This is a genomic window from Microvirgula sp. AG722, from assembly GCF_003269145.1.
GTDB lineage: Bacteria > Pseudomonadota > Gammaproteobacteria > Burkholderiales > Aquaspirillaceae > Microvirgula > Microvirgula aerodenitrificans.
The window spans coordinates 499,320-516,531 of record NZ_QLTJ01000002.1; the positions used below are offsets into that span (position 1 = coordinate 499,320).

Annotated in this window: 16 protein-coding genes; 10 read left to right on the forward strand and 6 right to left on the reverse strand. The window is 65.1% G+C overall.

Features of this window, described 5'->3' with window-relative positions:
- Positions 1–80 precede the first annotated feature (80 nt).
- From DFO50_RS05960 to DFO50_RS05975, 4 genes are all read right to left on the reverse strand, one after another.
- Complete coding sequence (locus DFO50_RS05960; RefSeq protein WP_112692188.1) at positions 81–653, reverse strand: SCP2 domain-containing protein; 573 nt, start codon at positions 651–653, stop codon at positions 81–83.
- An 18-nt stretch (positions 654–671) separates the two neighbouring features.
- A complete protein-coding gene (locus tag DFO50_RS05965) occupies positions 672–1,340 on the reverse strand; it encodes an HAD family phosphatase (protein WP_028500109.1) in 669 nt (222 codons plus the stop codon).
- A complete protein-coding gene (gene hda / locus DFO50_RS05970) occupies positions 1,337–2,008 on the reverse strand; it encodes a DnaA regulatory inactivator Hda (RefSeq protein WP_028500110.1) in 672 nt (223 codons plus the stop codon). The genes DFO50_RS05965 and hda overlap by 4 nt, the downstream gene beginning before the upstream one ends.
- A gap of 67 nt (positions 2,009–2,075) precedes the next feature.
- The gene (locus tag DFO50_RS05975; RefSeq protein ID WP_107889302.1) at positions 2,076–3,179 is read right to left on the reverse strand and encodes an AI-2E family transporter; all 1,104 of its coding nucleotides are present in this window, start codon (positions 3,177–3,179) and stop codon (positions 2,076–2,078) included.
- A gap of 220 nt (positions 3,180–3,399) precedes the next feature.
- Here DFO50_RS05975 and purM point away from each other — a divergent pair, with 220 nt between their 5' ends.
- The 8 genes from purM (at position 3,400) to DFO50_RS06015 (ending at position 11,844) form a co-directional block, all read left to right on the forward strand.
- On the forward strand, positions 3,400–4,434 hold the full coding sequence (purM, locus tag DFO50_RS05980; protein WP_107889300.1) for a phosphoribosylformylglycinamidine cyclo-ligase: 1,035 nt from the start codon (positions 3,400–3,402) through the stop codon (positions 4,432–4,434).
- Positions 4,435–4,627: 193 nt separating this feature from the next.
- Positions 4,628–5,260 carry a phosphoribosylglycinamide formyltransferase gene (gene purN, locus DFO50_RS05985; protein ID WP_028500113.1) on the forward strand — a complete coding sequence of 211 codons (633 nt, stop codon included), beginning with the start codon at positions 4,628–4,630 and terminating at the stop codon, positions 5,258–5,260.
- A gap of 13 nt (positions 5,261–5,273) precedes the next feature.
- Positions 5,274–6,413, forward strand: coding sequence for a DUF3108 domain-containing protein (locus DFO50_RS05990; protein WP_028500114.1), 1,140 nt, complete (start codon positions 5,274–5,276; stop codon positions 6,411–6,413).
- Positions 6,409–7,737, forward strand: coding sequence for an RsmB/NOP family class I SAM-dependent RNA methyltransferase (locus DFO50_RS05995; protein ID WP_373280123.1), 1,329 nt, complete (start codon positions 6,409–6,411; stop codon positions 7,735–7,737). Before DFO50_RS05990 ends, DFO50_RS05995 begins: the two co-directional genes overlap by 5 nt.
- Positions 7,738–7,965: 228 nt before the next feature.
- Entirely contained in the window at positions 7,966–9,294 is a 1,329-nt protein-coding gene (locus tag DFO50_RS06000) for a chloride channel protein (RefSeq protein WP_036386614.1), read from the forward strand.
- Between the two features lie 96 nt (positions 9,295–9,390).
- Positions 9,391–9,708 (forward strand): Grx4 family monothiol glutaredoxin, encoded by a 318-nt coding sequence (grxD, locus tag DFO50_RS06005; protein ID WP_028500115.1) that lies wholly within the window; start codon positions 9,391–9,393, stop codon positions 9,706–9,708.
- Positions 9,709–9,878: 170 nt separating this feature from the next.
- Entirely contained in the window at positions 9,879–10,508 is a 630-nt protein-coding gene (gene upp / locus DFO50_RS06010; RefSeq protein WP_028500116.1) for a uracil phosphoribosyltransferase, read from the forward strand.
- 94 nt (positions 10,509–10,602) lie between these two features.
- Positions 10,603–11,844, forward strand: a complete 1,242-nt coding sequence (locus DFO50_RS06015) for a uracil-xanthine permease family protein (protein ID WP_112692189.1) — start codon at positions 10,603–10,605, stop codon at positions 11,842–11,844.
- Between the two features lie 66 nt (positions 11,845–11,910).
- Here the strand turns inward: DFO50_RS06015 and DFO50_RS06020 are convergent, their stop codons facing one another.
- Entirely contained in the window at positions 11,911–13,284 is a 1,374-nt protein-coding gene (locus tag DFO50_RS06020) for a NarK family nitrate/nitrite MFS transporter (protein ID WP_028500118.1), read from the reverse strand.
- A gap of 25 nt (positions 13,285–13,309) precedes the next feature.
- Positions 13,310–14,557: a nitrate/nitrite transporter gene (locus DFO50_RS06025; RefSeq protein ID WP_028500119.1), complete on the reverse strand. Its 1,248-nt coding sequence runs from the start codon at positions 14,555–14,557 to the stop codon at positions 13,310–13,312.
- Positions 14,558–14,785: 228 nt separating this feature from the next.
- On the opposite strand from DFO50_RS06025, the gene dcd reads away from it, so the two are divergent.
- Complete coding sequence (dcd, locus tag DFO50_RS06030; RefSeq protein WP_028500120.1) at positions 14,786–15,352, forward strand: dCTP deaminase; 567 nt, start codon at positions 14,786–14,788, stop codon at positions 15,350–15,352.
- A 253-nt stretch (positions 15,353–15,605) separates the two neighbouring features.
- Complete coding sequence (locus DFO50_RS06035; RefSeq protein WP_028500121.1) at positions 15,606–16,958, forward strand: deoxyguanosinetriphosphate triphosphohydrolase; 1,353 nt, start codon at positions 15,606–15,608, stop codon at positions 16,956–16,958.
- Positions 16,959–17,212: the final 254 nt, after the last annotated feature.

Consider the following 17,212-nt stretch of genomic DNA (forward strand, 5'->3'; position numbering starts at 1 on the left):
TATCGGTGCGCCACTGGCGCGCAAGAGAAATGGCCGCGCGAGCGCAGGCCAGGCCCGGTCCGGCGGAAAAAGGAACAGCGTCAGCGCGGCTTCGCGCCCAGCAGGCGTTCGATGCGCTTGTCCAGCCGCTCGACGGCATCACGCGCATCGTCGACCTGGTGACAGAAGCCCGCGACATCATGCCGGCGGGCGACCAGCGGCACTTCGTCGCGCCAGTGCTCGACCAGGCTGCGACCGAGACGGACGGCAATCTCGCCCTTGAAGCCCAGCAGGCCACGCGCGGCCCCCGCCACCCGGGCGGCGGCCATGTCGCCCATGACCCGCGACAGGTCCTCGACCGCATCCCACTGCAGGCGCCCGGCCAGGCGCGCCAGTTGCGCCGCCAGTTCGGCATCGCCATGCAGTTCGACATCGGCCGGGCCGAGCGGGCTGCCGGACAGGCGGCGCAAGGCCGTGCCGGCGCCGAGCCGCACCACCGCCTCCGGCTCGCCGCTCGTCTTTGCCCAGTAGCCGTCCTCGCACACCACGCCGCTGACGGCGAACGGCGTCAGCTCGACCCGCACCCGCCGGCCGGCCAGCGCGGCAAAATCGGCGCGCAGCGCCGGTTGCTGGGCCAGCAGGTGGTTGAATACGGCGATTTGCGGTCTGTGCATGGCGGCTTTCGGGTCGGGTCAGTCGCGCAGGGAAATGACGGGCCAGTCATGCGCTTCGGCATGGGCACGCAGGAATTCGTCCGGATCGACGGCCACCGGGTGGCTGACCCGGCTCATCAGCGGGATGTCATTGCGCGAGTCGCTGTAGAACCAGCTGCTGTCGAACGCATCGAGCCGGCTGCCGCGCGCGGCCAGCCATTCGTCCAGGCGGGTGATCTTGCCGTCCTTGAAGCTCGGCGTGCCGCTCGGGCGGCCGGTGAAGCGGCCGTCGGCGCCCTGCTCCAGTTCGGTCGCGATCAGGTGTTCGACCCCGAGTTCGCGGGCGATCGGCTCGGTGATGAAACGGTTGGTGGCGGTCACGATCACCACCAGATCGCCCTGCGCCTGGTGGGCGGCGACACGTTCGCGGCCGAGGCGGGTGATGATCGGCTTGATGTGCACGTCCAGGTATTCGGCATGCAGCGCATCCAGTTCATCGCGGTCGCGGTCGGCGAGCGGCTTGAGCTGGAAGTCGAGGAAAGCATCGATATCGAGGGTGCCGTCGCGATACTGCTGGTAGAAGCGGTCGTTCTCGCGATGGTAGTACTCGGCATCGAGCAGGCCCTTTCCGATCAGGAAACGCGGCCATTCCACATCGGAATCGCCAGCCAGCAAGGTATTGTCGAGATCGAACAGGGCAAGATTCATCGTGTCAGCTTTGCATGCAGGATATTTTTCACGAACGGAACGGTGATCGGCTTGCGCAGCGCCAGCGAATAGTGGTCCAGCGCATCGATCATCGCCACCAGGGAAGACATGTCGCGCCGCCAGTGGGTCAGCAACCAGCGGATCACGTCGTCAGGCACATCGACCAGGCGCATCTGCGCATGGCGCTTCAGCGCGGCAAACTTGTCCGCGTCACTCATGGCCTGGACCTGGAACACCAGCCCCCAGCCAAGTCGCGTGCGCAGGTCGTCGCGCAGTTTCAGTTGCAGCGGGGCGGCGCGGCCAGCGGTCAGCAACTGGCCCTCGCCGCCATCCTTCAGCGAATTGAAGATCGAAAACAGGGTGATCTGGTCGTCGGGTTCGAGATCGTCGACATGGTCGACCGCCACGCAGCGCGCCTCGCGTGCAAAGTCGGGCAGCTTCTCCGCCCGGGCATCGAGATAGATCGCCGCGCGACCGACCGCGTTCGCGTGTTCGACCCACTGCTGCAGCAAGTGGGTCTTGCCGACGCCGGGCGCGCCCCACAGGTATATGAATCGCTCGCCGGCCGGGTCGGTCAGCGCAGCGATGATCTGCCTGTTGTGCTCGGCGATGAAGTGGTCAAAGGCCGGCGCGGGGGGCGGGGTGAGGTCGAGTACGAGCTGATCCAACGCAGTATCTGGGTAGGGAAGCGGTTAGCGGGCCGGTTTCGGGACGGGCGGCTCGCCCGTCCGCTGCTCAATCGTGCCCGGCAGGGATACGCGTGATTCTACGCTGATACCAGCGCGACGCGTAGTAGCGGACCATGCCCTCCTGCCACAGCACCCGCAGCACCGCCGATACCGGCAGTGCCAGCAGCACACCGACAAAGCCGAACAGCGTGCCGAACGCCATCAGGGCAAAGATCACCAGCGCCGGATGCAGGCCGATGCGGTCGCCGACCAGTTGCGGGGTGATGATGAAACTTTCCAGCGTCTGCGCCACCGCGTACACGCCCCACACCATCGCCAGCCCCTCGAACGAGCCGAACTGCAGGATGGCGGCCAGCGTGGCGAGCAGCACGCCGATAAAGGCCCCCACATACGGGATGCACACCAGCAGCCCGGCGACCACGCCGATGGCGAAGCCGGAATCCAGCCCTACCAGCCACCAGCCGAGTCCGTACAGTGCGGCCATGATCACCATGACCGTCAGTTGCCCGCGCAGGAACTCGCCGACCATGTGATCGACCTTGCCGAGGACTTCACCGACACCGGGACGCCAGCGCGGCGGCAGCAACTGGCCCAGGCGGGCGACGATGTCATGCCAGTCGCGCAGCAGATAGAACGCCAGGATCGGGGTCAGGAACAGATTGGACAGGAATACGATCAGCGCCAGTCCCTGGCTGGTCAGCGCCGGCAGCGTGCGTTCCAGCGCCTGGCGCAGCCCGCCGACATTGCGCACGATGGCATCGCGCAGCGAGGTGCCGTTGAAATGGACCGCAATGTCGAGCTTTGCCGCCAGCCACGGCGACACCGTGTGTTCCAGCCAGTCGACCAGCGTCGGCATGCGTTCGGACAGCCCCTGCACCTGCTGGATGAACATCGGCACAATCAGCAGCAACAGCAGTGACAGCAGCAGCGCCACCGCCACCAGCACCAGCGTGGTCGCCAGCGTGCGGTTGAGACCGCGCCGCGCCAGCGCGTCCACGGTCGGCACCGCCATATAGGCCAGCGCGGCGGCGGCCAGGAACGGGACCAGCACCTCGGTCAGCGACCACAGCAGCCACAGGACCAGGGCAGCGAGCAGATAGGGCCACACCCGGACGGGGGGCCTGGAAGATTTGCGGCGGATGCGCGACATGTTCGGTAAAATGCGGGGGAAATTGGCGGGAATCGGAATCACGCGCGTCGCCCGCTCGTGCGGGCGGCCTTGCCGCCGTGATCATGCGCCACGGCGCGTCGCGGGCGGCTCAGGGGGATATATACCTGAACTGCGCCCCGTTGCCGCGAAGAATCTGTCATCGGCCCGGCCGGCGACAGGCAGTCCCAACATTGTCATTGAGCAAGAAAGCGAGTCTCTCGTGAGTCAGTCCCTGAGCTACCGCGACGCGGGCGTCGACATCGACGCCGGCGACCAGCTGGTCGAAAACATCAAGCCGTACGCCAAGCGGACCCTGCGTCCGGAAGTGCTGGGCGGCATCGGCGGCTTCGGCGCGCTGATCGAGATCAGCAAGAAATATCAGGAACCCGTGCTGGTGTCCGGCACCGATGGCGTCGGCACCAAGCTGAAACTGGCTTTCGAGTGGAACCGCCACGACACGGTCGGCATCGACCTGGTCGCCATGAGCGTCAACGACATCCTGGTCCAGGGTGCGGAACCGCTGTTCTTCCTCGACTACTTCGCCTGCGGCAAGCTCGACGTGCCGCAAGCCACTGACGTGATCAAGGGCATTGCCGCCGGCTGCGAACAGGCCGGCTGCGCACTGATCGGCGGCGAAACCGCCGAAATGCCGGGCATGTACCCGTCCGGCGAATACGATCTGGCCGGCTTCGCCGTCGGCGTGGTCGAAAAGAGCAAGGTCATTACCGGCCGCAGCATCGGCCCCGGTGACGTGGTACTGGGCCTGGCGTCGAACGGCGCGCACTCGAACGGCTATTCGCTGGTGCGCAAGATCCTCGACCTGAAGCAACCCGATCTCGACGCCCCGTTCGATGGCGAGCGCTCGCTGCGCGACGCGGTGATCGCGCCGACCCGCATCTACGTGAAGCCGCTGCTGGCGCTGATGCAGTCGCTGCCGGTCAAGGGCATGGCCCACATCACCGGCGGCGGCATCACCGAGAACGTGCCGCGCGTGCTGCCCGACAATGTCGTCGCCCAGATCGACGCCGCCAGCTGGGCGCTGCCGAAGCTGTTCCAGTGGCTGCAGAGTGCCGGCAATGTCGAATCGCACGAAATGTACCGCACCTTCAACTGCGGTATCGGCATGGTGGTGATCGTTGCCGCCGAACACGCCGACGCCGCCGTGGCGCAGCTGTCCGCCGCCGGTGAAACCGTCCACCGCCTTGGCCTGATCCGCGCCCGTCAGGGCGACGAGCACCAGACCCAGGTGGCCTGAGCCCGTCCCGGGGCGCCAGGTCCGGCGCCCGTTCCGCCCCCGCCCCGGCGGGGAGAGGCTGTTTCGCTCGTCCGTTCTGCGTGGTGAGTGTTCATCTGGCCGCTGTTGCCCGCACGGCAACAGCGCTTTTCATTTATCACGCTAGTATGAGGAGGTCATTGCGGCCTCCGCTGCTGCCGGCGCCCTGTTCCACATGAAAAACATCGTCATCCTGATTTCCGGTCGCGGATCGAACATGCAGGCCATCGTCGAGGCCGGCATTCCCGGCGCGCGCATCGCCGCCGTGATCTCCAACCGTGCCGACGCCGCCGGCCTGGCCTGGGCGGCCGCGCGCGGCATCGCCACCGAGGCGCTGGACCACACCGCCTACCCCGACCGCCCGGCTTTCGACAGTGCCCTGGCCGCCGTCATCGACCGCCATCAGGCCGATCTGGTGGTGCTGGCCGGCTTCATGCGCATCCTGACCCCGGATTTCACCAGTCATTACGCCGGCCGCATGATCAACGTCCATCCGTCGCTGCTGCCGGCTTTCTCCGGCCTGCATACCCACCAGCGCGCCATCGATGCCGGCTGCGCCGTTGCCGGCGCCACCGTGCACTTCGTGACCGCCGAACTCGACCACGGCCCGATCGTGGCCCAGGGCGTGGTGCCGGTGCTGCCGGACGACAGCGCCGCCTCGCTGGCCGAGCGCGTGTTGCGTATCGAACACCGACTGTATCCGCAGGCCGTGCGCTGGTTCGTCGAGGACCGGCTGCACATCAACGGCCACCGGGTCGAAGTCCGCGACGTCGAACCGGCCGCCCGCGCCCTCGTGGCGCTGGACTGAGACGGAGACCGGCATGACACGACGCGGACAGTGGGCTCTGGCCGTGGTGCTGTCGCTGCTGGTCCATTCCGTTCTGCTGGCCGAAGGCTGGCGCTGGCAGTGGCCGTTTTCCGAGACCGATCCGGTCCTGGTCAAGCCGCTGACCATCGAGCTGTATTCGCAGCAGGTGCTCGACAGCGCCGCCGCCCCGCGTCTGGCTGCCGCCGCGCCGCCGCCACCGGCCATTGCCGTCGGTGACGCCACGCTGCCGCCGCCGAAAAAGAAACCACGCAAGAAACTGCTGCCGCCAACCTCCCCCCGCACGACGGAAGAAGCGCCGGCCACGCCGGCCGATGCGCCCCCCGCCGACGATGCCTCCCCGCCAGCGGACGAAGCCCCCCCGGCAGAAGACCCGGGCGACATCGGCCGTCGCGACAAGCCGTTTGCCGACTCCGGCGACGGCAAGGACGCCACCCCGCCGGCCGACGACACGCCGGCGGCAAAGACCGATGCGATGTCGCGCCGCTTCCCGGACCACGCCACGCTGACCTATGAGGTGTTCTACGGTGCCTTTCTGGCCGGCAGCGGCGATATCGAATGGAGCAAGACCCCGGGCGGCTACCGGCTGGACGTCCGCCTGCACCCGGTATTCGGTCCGCGACTCGGCTACAGCAGCCAGGGAAGCATCGGCCCGAACGGGCTGAGACCGTCGCATTTCGAGGCCACCCGGGGCGACCAGGTGCGCGAGACCGCCGACTTCGACTGGGAGGCGAAGGTGCTGACCTATGGCCGCGGCGACAAGAAAACGGCCCCGCTGGAAGACGGCGCGCAGGACGTATTCAGCGTCGCGTTCCAGATTGCGCTGAAAGGCGGCAAGTCGTTGAACAAGAACGTACAGGTGACGACCGGCAAGAAGGTTTATCATTACCCCCTTTCCGTCGTCGGAGACGCCGACGTCGATGTCGACCGGAAAATTCCCGCCGTGCTGGTTCGCAGCCTGTCCGACGGTGACACGGTCGAATTCTGGATCGCGCCCGATTATCACAACTTCCCGCTCCGCATCCGCATGCAGGACAGCGAGAAGACAATCGACATGAAACTCATCAGGCTGAAGGTCGGAAATGAAATCCGGCTGGAGCGCCCCAAACAAGACAAGTCACACAATGCCAATTAGTGCCGCTCAATTCGACGCTGTGGTCGACGCGCTTCGCCGTGTCCTGCCCTGCGACCGCCCCGCCGACACCGTGCTGTCGGCCTGGTTCCGTGACCAGCGCCGTCTCGGCGCCACCGATCGCCACCTGGTGGCCGAAACCGTCTTCGCCGTCCTGCGCCGCCGCGCGTTCCTGACCGCGCTGACCCAGCCGAACCCGACACCGAAGCGGCTGGCCATTGCCAGCCTGGTCAAGGTGCGCGGCCTCAATCTGCGCGAGCTGGAAGGCATCCTGACCGAGGCGGAGAAAAAATGGGCCGGCGAGCTGAAAGGCACGACGCCGGAACTGACGCTGGCCGAACGCGCCGAGCTGCCGGACTGGGTCGCGACCCAGCTCCAGGACGCCGGCCTGTCCGACGACGAACTGCTCGCACTGGGCCAGAGCATGCAGAACAGCGCGCCGCTCGACCTGCGCGTCAACACCATCAAGGCCCGCCGCGAAGACGTGGCCGTCCAGCTGGCCCGCGACGGCATCGACGCCCAGCCGACCCCGATGTCGCCGTTCGGTCTGCGCATCAAGGGCAAGCCGGCAGTCAACCGCCATCCGCTGTTCACCGAAGGGGCGTTCGAGGTCCAGGACGAAGGCAGCCAGCTGCTCGGCCTGCTGCTGGCGCCGCGCCGCGGTGAAATGGTGGTGGACTTCTGCGCCGGCGCCGGTGGCAAGACGCTGATGCTCGGCGCGATGATGGCATCGTCCGGCCGGCTGTACGCGTTCGACGTGTCGGAAAAGCGGCTGGCCAACCTGAAGCCGCGTCTGGCCCGTTCCGGCCTGTCCAATGTCCACCCGCAACTGATCCAGGGCGAGAACGACAGCAAGATCAAGCGTCTGGCCGGCAAGGTCGACCGGGTTCTGGTCGACGCGCCGTGTTCCGGCCTCGGCACGCTGCGCCGCAATCCGGATCTGAAATTCCGCCAGTCGCCGGAATCGGTCGCCCAGCTGAATGTCACCCAGGCCAGCATCCTTGCCCACGCCGCCCGCCTGCTGAAGAACGGCGGCCGCCTGGTCTATGCAACCTGCTCGATCCTGCCGTCCGAGAACGACGCCATCATCGACGCCTTCCTGGCCGCCCACCCCGATTTCGTCGAACTGCCGGCCAATGTGCTGCTGGCCGAACAGCGGGTCGAGCTCGATACCGGCACCCGCCTGCGGCTGAATCCGCGCGACCACGGCTGCGACGGCTTCTTTGCCGCCGTGCTGGAACGCCGCATTCCCAAACCGGTCTACCCGCAGGACGCCGAACTGGACGAACCGGCCGGGAACGCAGCGGAAGACAGCCCGGCAGAGTAAGCCGGCTCACCAAGCGCTCACGATGCCTCGCCAGCCGGCGAGGCATTTTTCATTCTGCCGTCACGACACCGGGCACCACCCACTGCAACGGCATCCGATTTGCATCCGACGCCCTGACGATATAAATTCAGTAATTACTAATATGAAGATAGTCCCGCCGCGGCCATGCAACGGAACCTGCTCCGCCCGCCTCCCCCGAGGAAGCCACCGTACAACGAAGCCACACGCATGAATCGCCGCCTCCGCTACTACTATCTGTCGTGGGCCCTGTTCCGGCGCCGGCTTGCCCTGTGGACCAGCGCCATCCTGATCGGTGTGGCCGGCATCCTGTTCATGCTCGGCTCGCGCGCGGTCGATGCGCTGTTCCTGCAGGTGTACGCCGTGTCACCGTGGCTGTCGCTGGCCTGGACTCCGGCCTTCTTCGTGCTGTCGATCTGGCTGATCCGCACCGTCTGTCCCGACGCCGGTGGCGGCGGCATCTCGCAGACCATCGCCGCGCTGGACCGCCGCGGTGCGGCATTGCGCGACCGGGTGCTGACGCTGAAGGCCGCCGGGGTCAAACTGGTCGCCACGCTGATCGGCATCGGTGCCGGCGGCACGTTCGGCTATGAAGGCCCGATCGTCCACGTCGGCGCCGCGCTGACTTACGCCATCGGCAAGTTCAACCACATCACCAGCGAGGGCGTCGCCCGCAGCCTGATCCTCGCCGGCGGCGCCGCCGGTGTGGCCGCCGCCTTCAACACCCCGCTGGCCGGCATCGTGTTCGCCATCGAGGAAATGCATCGCGGCTTCGAGCACCGAGCCAGCGGCGTCATGCTGATCGCCGTGATCCTGTCCGGTCTGGTCACCATGGCCGTCTTCGGCAACTACGACTACTACGGCGTCGCCTCGATCCATTTCCGCGCCATCGGCACCCAGCAGATCGTCGCCGTCATCCTGACCGGCCTGATCTGTGGCGGCTTTGGCGGTCTGACCGCGCGCATGCTGATCGCCATCTCGTCCGGCAGCACGCACTGGATCTTCCGCCAGCGCACCCACCGCCCCTATCTGTTTGCCGGCAGCTGCGGGCTGGCGATTGCCGTGATCGGCCTGTCGACCCACGGCCTGAGCTTCGGTACCGGCTATGAACAGGCCAAGCTGCTGCTGGAAGGCGGCGGCGGCCAGGAAATGGACTACTTCGGCATTACCAAGTTGTGTACGCTGGTGCTGTCGCAGCTGTCCGGCGTAACCGGCGGCATGCTGGCACCGTCGCTGACCATCGGCGCCGGCTTCGGCCACGATATCGGCCGCTACCTGCCCGAGGTGCTGCCGCAGGCGATGGTGCTGCTCGGCATGGTCGGCTACTTTGCCGGCCTCAGCCGTTCGCCGCTGACCGGTCTGGTAGTAGTGATGGAAATGACCGACTCGTCGTCGATGGTGATCCCGCTGATGGTCACCGCGCTGCTGGCGTCCGGGGTGTCGCGGCAGATCTGTCGCCAGGGGCTGTATGACGCGCAGGCCAGGCTGCTGCTGCTCGCACTGCGGCGCGAACAGCAGGCCGCCGCCGACAAGCCTTGATGCCGGCCAGGAAAAAACGGGGATGCGTTGACCGTGCCGAGCCGCTGCGGATAAAATCCGACTGAATCAGTCAACCATTCTTCAGGACACCGCACCATGCGCGACGTGCAAGCCGAAATCCGCCAGGTCATCACCGAACATCCGGTGGTCCTGTTCATGAAGGGCACCGCCCAGTTCCCGCAGTGCGGCTTCTCCGCCAAGGCGGTGCAGATCGTCAAGGCCTGTGGTGTCGACCGCCCGGCCACCGTCAACGTGCTGGAAGACCCGGAAGTCCGTCAGGGCATCAAGGACTTCTCGAACTGGCCGACCATCCCGCAGCTGTACGTGAACGGCGAGTTCGTCGGCGGCTCGGACATCATGACCGAGCTGTTCCAGTCCGGCGAACTGCAAAAAATGATCGGCGCCGCCGCCTGACCCGGGCGGAAGGGGCGAGAGTCAATACCTTTCGTCCCCATTCCACCAGAGTTTGACTACAAGCTCGCTAGGCAGCCGGGTTTGGCTGTAGAATCCTGCCCCAAGCCAAAATACACCTGTCGTCCGGCAGCGCACCGCGCTGCCGGTGTTGTATCCGGGGCAAGGAAATCATGAATCTGACCATCGTCAAACATCCGCTGGTGCAGCACAAGCTCGGCTTGCTGCGCGAAGGCAATATCAGTACCAACAAATTCCGCACGCTGACGCACGAACTCGCCCGTCTGCTGGCTTATGAGGCCACGCGCGATTTCGAGCTCGAAACGATCACCATCGACGGCTGGAACGGCCCGATCGAGGTCGAACAGATCAAGGGCAAGAAAGTCACGGTCGTACCGATCCTGCGCGCCGGTCTCGGCATGCTCGATGGCGTGCTCGACCTGGTGCCCAGCGCCAAGATCAGCGTCGTCGGCCTGTACCGCAACGAGGAAACCCTCGAACCGGTGCCGTACTTCGACAAGTTCGTCGACGGCCTCGACGAACGCATCGCCCTGATCATCGACCCGATGCTCGCTACCGGCGGCTCGATGGTCGCCACCATCGACCTGCTGAAGCGCAAGGGCTGCAAGTCGATCAAGGCCATCGTCATGGTCGCCGCGCCCGAAGGCATCAAGGCCGTCACGGCCGTGCATCCGGACGTGCAGATCTTCACCGCGTCGCTCGACAGCCATCTGAACGAACATGGCTACATCATCCCCGGCCTCGGCGACGCTGGCGACAAGATCTTCGGCACCAAGGGCTGAGTGACATGAATCCCGAAAAGGCGACCTCTACAGGTCGCCTTTTTTATGAGAGCCCTGTTTTCGGCCCCACGATTGCTCTTCCACGGAGAATTCCATGATTCAACACCTGAAACAAGCGGTGGCAGGCGCACAAATCCTGTTCGTCGCATTCGGGGCGCTGGTGCTGGTCCCGCTGCTGACCGGCCTGAACCCTGCCATGGCGCTGCTGGGCGGCGGCATTGGCACCCTGCTGTTCCAACTGTGTACCGGCCGCAAGGTGCCGATCTTCCTCGGTTCCTCGTTCGCCTTTATCGCGCCGATCATCTATGCGACCCAGACCTGGGGCCTGCCGTCGACCATGTTCGGCCTGTTCGCTGCCGGCTTCATGTACTTCGTGTTCGCCGCGCTGGTGCGCTGGCGCGGCGTCGGCGCCGTGAACAAGCTGCTGCCGCCGGTGGTCATCGGTCCGGTCATCATGATCATCGGCCTGTCGGTCGCCACCGTGGCCAGCAACATGGCCATGGGTCGCGCCGGTGGCGAGCAGGTGATCCCGTACGCTGACGCCCTGCTGCTGGCTGCCGTGTCGCTGGCCACCACCATTGTCGTGGCGATCTTCGCCCGCGGCATCTTCCGTCTGGTACCGATCCTGTCCGGCGTGATCGTCGGCTATGTCGTCGCCTCGTTCATGGGACTGGTCGACTTCGGCAAGATCGCCGATGCGCCGTGGTTCGCCATGCCGCACTTCATCACCCCGGAAGTGAACTGGGCCGCGGCGCTGTTCATGCTGCCGGTCGCCATCGCGCCGGCCATCGAGCATATCGGCGGCGTCATGGCCATTGGCGGCGTGACCGGAACCGACTACACCAAGACCCCGGGCCTGCACCGCACGCTGGCAGGCGACGGGCTGGGCGTCTGTCTCGCCGGTCTGATCGGCGGCCCGCCGGTCACCACCTATGCCGAAGTTACCGGCGCGGTGATGATCACCCGCAACTTCAATCCGGTCATCATGACGTGGGCGGCGCTGTTCGCCATCGTGCTGGCCTTCTTCGGCAAGTTCAATGCGCTGCTGCAGTCGATTCCGATGCCGGTCATGGGCGGCATCATGGTGCTGCTGTTCGGCACCATCGCCAGCATCGGCCTGAAGACGCTGATCGAATCCAGGGTCGACCTGATGGCGCCGAAGAACCTGGTCATCGTGTCGGTGGTGCTGACCTGCGGTATCGGCGCGCTCGAACTCAAGCTCGGCAGCTTCACCCTGGTCGGCGTCGGCCTGTGCTCGGTCCTGGCCATCCTGCTGAACTGGATCCTGCCGTCGGCGAAAAGCCACGAAGGCATCAGTGAAGGGCAGGACGTCTGACACCTGCAGACAAAAAAGGGGGAGGCCCGCAAGCCTCCCCCTTTTTGCATTTTCAGTTTCCGGCCATCAGCACGGCACATCCGCATTGCGACGCGCGTAGTACCACCAGTTGACCAGCAGGCAGCTCAGGTAGAAGCCGATGAACGCGTACAGCGCCGCATCGACCCCGCCGGTCATCGCGATCGAGGTACCAAAGCTCTTCGGGATGAAGAAGCCGCCATAGGCGCCAACCGCTGCCGAGAAGCCCAGCACCGCAGCCGATTCCTTGGTGGCTTCGGCACGGGCAGCGGTAACCGACGACGGCGTCCGCCGCTCATGGAAGGTCTGGAAGATCACCGGCACCTGCATGAAAGTCGAACCGTTGCCGACACCGGTCAACGCGAACAGCGCCAGGAAGCTGCCGAGGAACAGGCTGAAGCTGCCGCCGGCACCATGCTGCGGCAGCGCCGCCAGCACGCCGAACACGGCAACAATCATCAGCACAAAGGTCCACTGCGTGACCCGCGCACCGCCGAGCTTGTCCGAGATCCAGCCGCCAAGCGGACGGGCCAGTGCGCCGACCAGCGGGCCGAGGAAGGCGAAGCGGGTCGGGTCGACATCAGGGAACTGGCCCTTGATCAGCAGCGGGAAACCGGCCGAGAAACCGATGAACGAGCCGAAGGTACCGACATACAGCCAGCACATCAGCCAGTTGTGCTTGCGGCGGAAAATCACAGCCTGGTCGGAGAACGAAGCCTTGGCGTCGGCGATGTCATTCATGCCGAACCACGATGCCAGCGTCGACAGCACGATGAACGGCACCCAGATAAAGCCGGCATTCTGCAGCCAGACCATCTTGCTGACGTCGCCCTTGATCCAGGTCTGCCCTTCGCCGCCCAGGGCGCCGAACACGCCGACGGTCATCACCAGCGGCACGATGAACTGCATCACCGACACGCCAAGGTTGCCGAGACCGGCGTTCAGGCCCAGCGCCGTGCCCTTTTCCGCCTTGGGGAAAAAGAAGCTGATATTGGCCATCGACGAGCTGAAGTTGCCGCCGCCAAAACCGCACAGCAGCGCCAGTACCAGCATCGTGGTGTAGCTGGTGCTGGCATCCTGCACCGCATAACCGATGCCGATGGCCGGAATCAGCAGCGTCGCGGTGGACAGCGCGGTCCAGCGCCGGCCGCCGAACACCGGCACCATGAACGAGTAGAAAATCCGCAGTGTGGCACCGGACAGCGACGGCAGCGCCGCCAGCCAGAACAGCTGGTTCTGCGAGTAGTTGAAGCCGATATTCGGCAGGTTGACCACCAGGATGCTCCACAGCACCCAGATGGCGAACGCCAGCAGCAGGGCGGGAATGGAGATCCACAGATTGCGGCGGGCAACCGCCTTGCCGGTGGACTGCCAGAAGTCGGTGTTTTCCGGCTCCCAGCGCTTCAGTACGTATTCAGCCATGGCAAATCTCTCTTCAATGGGGCGATCAGGCAGCGGCGCGGGCGGCTTCCAGCTCGCGGGCGAGCGGTTTGAACGAGTAGTGCATCCAGACCAGTGACACGGCAGCGGTGCCGTACAGCAGCATGAAGCAGCTGGAGCGAATGCCGGTCAGGTCGACCAGTGCACCGAACAGGATCGGCAGGATGAAGCCGCCGAGACCGCCGGCCAGCCCGACCACGCCGGAAACGGCGCCGATGTTGTCGGTGAAATCATCGGAGATGAACTTGAACACCGACGCCTTGCCGACGGCCATGGCGATCCCGGCCACGAACATCACGCCGGTGAACAGCCACGAATTCAGGCCGATATGCAGCGACTGCGGGCCGTTGATGGTGGCGATCACCATCTCCGTCTGCGGATAGGACAGGATGAAGAAGCACGCCAGCAGCACCCACATCACCCACCAGGTGGTCTTGTAGGCCCCGATGCGGTCGCTCATCCAGCCGCCGATGGCACGCAGCACACCGCCCGGCAGCGAGAAGCAGGCGGCGAGGAAGGCCGCGTGCTTGATATCGAAGCCGTACTCGCCGACGTAGTACTTGGTCATCCACAGCGACAGACCGACATAGCCGCCGAACACCACCGAGTAGTACTGGCTGTAGCGCCAGACGCGCGGGTCCTTCAGCACTTTCAGCTGTTCGGCCACCGTTACGCCCTTGCCAACCACGTGCTTCGGATCATGGAAGCTGAAGCACCAGAACAGGAGCGCCGTTACCAGCATCACGCCGGCGTACACCTTCGGCACCAGGGTCCAGCCGGCAGCGGCGATCAGGGCCGGCGCCACGAATTTGTTGACGGCGGCGCCGGAGTTGCCGGCCCCGAACACGCCCATGGCCAGCCCCTGCTGGTCGCGGCGGAACCAGCGCGCAACATACGGAGTGCCAACCGAGAACGTGCCGCCAGCCAGGCCGATGAACAGGCCGATCACGATGAAATGCCAGTAGGCCGTCGCATACTCCATCACGTAGATGGGGATGACCGTGGACAGCATCAGGATGAACATGACGATGCGACCGCCAAAGCGGTCGGTCCACATGCCGAGCGGCACGCGGATCAGGGAACCGGACAGGACCGGCGTGGCCGCCAGAATGCCGAATTCGGTTTCGTTGAGCCCGAGCTGCTGCTTCAACGGAATGCCGACCACACCCAGCATCATCCACACCATGAAACAGACGGTAAACGACCAGGTGCTCGACGCCAGTACCGCATATTGCTTGTATCGTTGCGAAGCCATTTCTGGGCCTCTCCCTACCGGGAATGGGGTTTTTGACCTGAGCGAGTCTATGCCTGCACCAGATCGGCCCCCATTCCCCGGAAGGTGTGACAGACAGTGAATTCGGGCTAGTTATATATACTCCTTTGGAGCTATTCGACGCCGCCGGTACCCCTGGCCGGGTGCGGACAACGATCCCCCAGCCGCAATGGTGTAAAATCCGGCACAATTTTCAGCCAGAGGCCCGCCATGAGCATCAAATCGGACAAGTGGATTCGCCGGATGGCGGAAGAGCACGACATGATCTCCCCGTTCGAGCCGGACCTGGTCCGTCAGGTGAACGGGCAGAAGGTCATCTCTTTCGGGACGTCCAGCTACGGCTACGACATCCGCTGCGCCGACGAATTCAAGGTCTTCACCAATATCAATTCGACCGTGGTCGATCCGAAGAACTTCGACGAAAAATGCTTCGTCGACATCAAGGGCGACTACTGCATCATCCCGCCGAACTCGTTTGCGCTGGCGCGCACGGTCGAGTACTTCCGCATTCCGCGCAAGGTGCTGACGGTCTGCCTCGGCAAATCGACCTATGCACGCTGCGGCATCGTGGTCAACGTGACGCCGTTCGAGCCGGAATGGGAAGGCTATGTGACGCTGGAGTTCTCCAACACCACGCCGCTGCCGGCCAAGATCTACGCCAACGAAGGCATCGCCCAGGTACTGTTCTTCGAGAGCGACGAAGAGTGCGAAGTGTCGTACAAGGACCGCGACGGCAAGTACATGGGCCAGCACGGCGTGACCCTGCCGCGCCCCTGAGCGGCATCGGCGCGACGGACGGTGCGGCGTTTCGCTCGACTTCCGTCCGCCATGGTCTAATTTTGATGCTGGTGGATCCGGATCCGCCCCGGCCCTGCCCGTCACCGGCACGGCCGGCACCGGGATCCGCCATCTCCAGACGTCATTGCATTGGAGCGTTGCAGTCCCCCTTGCTGCGGCGCTCTTTTTTTGCCCGCTCGTCACGCACCGCCTATGATCGGAACCATCGTCATTCCCTGTCAGGCCCGATCAGATGGCAACCGTCATGCAATGGGAGCAACTGCTCTCCACCCGCCGTTTCAAGCATGTCGACGGTCGCATCGAGCCCAGCCGGTCCCTGCCGGGCGAGCCGGATGCCGGGCTGCGCAGCGACTTCCATGTCGACCACGACCGGGTGGTGTTCTCGAGCGCCTTCCGCCGGCTGGGACGCAAGACCCAGGTTCACCCGCTGGCCCAGAACGACCATACCCATAACCGGCTGACGCACAGCGTCGAAGTCGCCTGCGTCGGCCGCAGCCTCGGCAACCGGGTCGGCGCCATGCTGGCCATGGACAACCGGCTGCCGGCCGGCTACTCGGCCTTCGATATCGGCGCCATCGTCCAGGTCGCCTGCCTCGCCCACGACATCGGCAATCCGCCATTCGGCCATACCGGCGAGGATGCACTGCGGGTCTGGTTCCGCCATCCGGACCATGCGCGCTATCTGGTCGGGCTCAGCGATGCCGAGCGCCAGGACATCCAGACCTTCGAGGGCAATGCGCACAGCCTGCGCATGGTGTCGTCACTGGAGATGTACGGCCGTGAAGGCGGCATGCGCCTGACTTCGGCCTCACTCGGCGCACTGACCAAGTATCCGTGGACCTCGGACACCTTTCCGGCACGCGGCAAGTTCAACCTGTATCGCTCCGAACTCGATTACTTCGCGGCCGTGGCCACCGAACTCGGGCTGCCCCGGCACGGGCAGCATCACTGGGCACGCCATCCGCTGGTCTACCTGATGGAAGCGGCGGACGACATCTGCTACGCGATTCTCGACCTGGAAGACGCCGTCGAAATCGACATCATCGATGTGCGGGAATTCGAAGCGCTGCTGACGCCACTGGCCGAAATCGACCGTGTCTGGAGCACCGACGACCCGCGGCAGAAGTGCGCGATGCTGCGCGGCATGGCCGTCGGCAAGTGCGTCAGCAATGTCGCCGACCGCTTCATGGCCCACCACGATGCGCTGCTCGACGGTGAATTCGCGGCCAAGGACCTGCTGGCGGTCTGCACCGGGCGGGTCAGCGATGCGCTGAGTGCAGCCAAGGAACTGGCCAGCCGCAAGGTCTACCGCCACCCGAGCAAACTGGTCACCGAAATTGCCGCCTACCCGTGCCTGGCCACCCTGCTGGATATTCTTGTCCCGTCCGCCCATGCGTATATCAGCCATCCCCAGCGGACACTCAGCCCGCGCGACGCGACCCACCTGGCGCTGCTGACGCCAAGGCTGGAAGCGGATGATTCGCTGTATCAGGCCTACATGAAGATCCTCGATTTCATCGGCGGCATGACCGACAACCATGCGGCGCGGCTGGCGCGGCAATTGTCCGGCGTCGGGCTGGTCTGAGAATGCCCGGCAGCCGCTAACCGGTATTGGGCATTCATCTCATCCTGACAGGCAGCGAGCCATGAAAGAAGCCCCCGTGCATGGCACGGGGGCTTCTTTGCGTATCCGTCACGATCGCCACGCACCAATGAAAGAAGCCCTCGTACAGGGTACGAGGGCTTCAGTATAGGACCTGGCGGTGACCTACTTTCGCATGGGCAAGTGCCACACTATCATCGGCGCAAAGCAGTTTCACGGTCCTGTTCGGGATGGGA

What these genes read in the sequence shown, in the direction of transcription:
- DFO50_RS06035 (WP_028500121.1), top strand. Translation starts at nt 15,606, where the DNA reads ATGGCAACCGTCATGCAATGGGAGCAACTGCTCTCCACCCGCCGTTTC.
- purN (WP_028500113.1), top strand. Translation starts at nt 4,628, where the DNA reads ATGAAAAACATCGTCATCCTGATTTCCGGTCGCGGATCGAACATGCAG.
- upp (WP_028500116.1), top strand. Translation starts at nt 9,879, where the DNA reads ATGAATCTGACCATCGTCAAACATCCGCTGGTGCAGCACAAGCTCGGC.
- DFO50_RS05990 (WP_028500114.1), top strand. Translation starts at nt 5,274, where the DNA reads ATGACACGACGCGGACAGTGGGCTCTGGCCGTGGTGCTGTCGCTGCTG.
- dcd (WP_028500120.1), top strand. Translation starts at nt 14,786, where the DNA reads ATGAGCATCAAATCGGACAAGTGGATTCGCCGGATGGCGGAAGAGCAC.
- DFO50_RS06020 (WP_028500118.1), bottom strand. Translation starts at nt 13,284, where the DNA reads ATGGCTGAATACGTACTGAAGCGCTGGGAGCCGGAAAACACCGACTTC.
- DFO50_RS06000 (WP_036386614.1), top strand. Translation starts at nt 7,966, where the DNA reads ATGAATCGCCGCCTCCGCTACTACTATCTGTCGTGGGCCCTGTTCCGG.
- DFO50_RS06025 (WP_028500119.1), bottom strand. Translation starts at nt 14,557, where the DNA reads ATGGCTTCGCAACGATACAAGCAATATGCGGTACTGGCGTCGAGCACC.
- DFO50_RS05965 (WP_028500109.1), bottom strand. Translation starts at nt 1,340, where the DNA reads ATGAATCTTGCCCTGTTCGATCTCGACAATACCTTGCTGGCTGGCGAT.
- grxD (WP_028500115.1), top strand. Translation starts at nt 9,391, where the DNA reads ATGCGCGACGTGCAAGCCGAAATCCGCCAGGTCATCACCGAACATCCG.
- DFO50_RS05975 (WP_107889302.1), bottom strand. Translation starts at nt 3,179, where the DNA reads ATGTCGCGCATCCGCCGCAAATCTTCCAGGCCCCCCGTCCGGGTGTGG.
- DFO50_RS05960 (WP_112692188.1), bottom strand. Translation starts at nt 653, where the DNA reads ATGCACAGACCGCAAATCGCCGTATTCAACCACCTGCTGGCCCAGCAA.
- DFO50_RS06015 (WP_112692189.1), top strand. Translation starts at nt 10,603, where the DNA reads ATGATTCAACACCTGAAACAAGCGGTGGCAGGCGCACAAATCCTGTTC.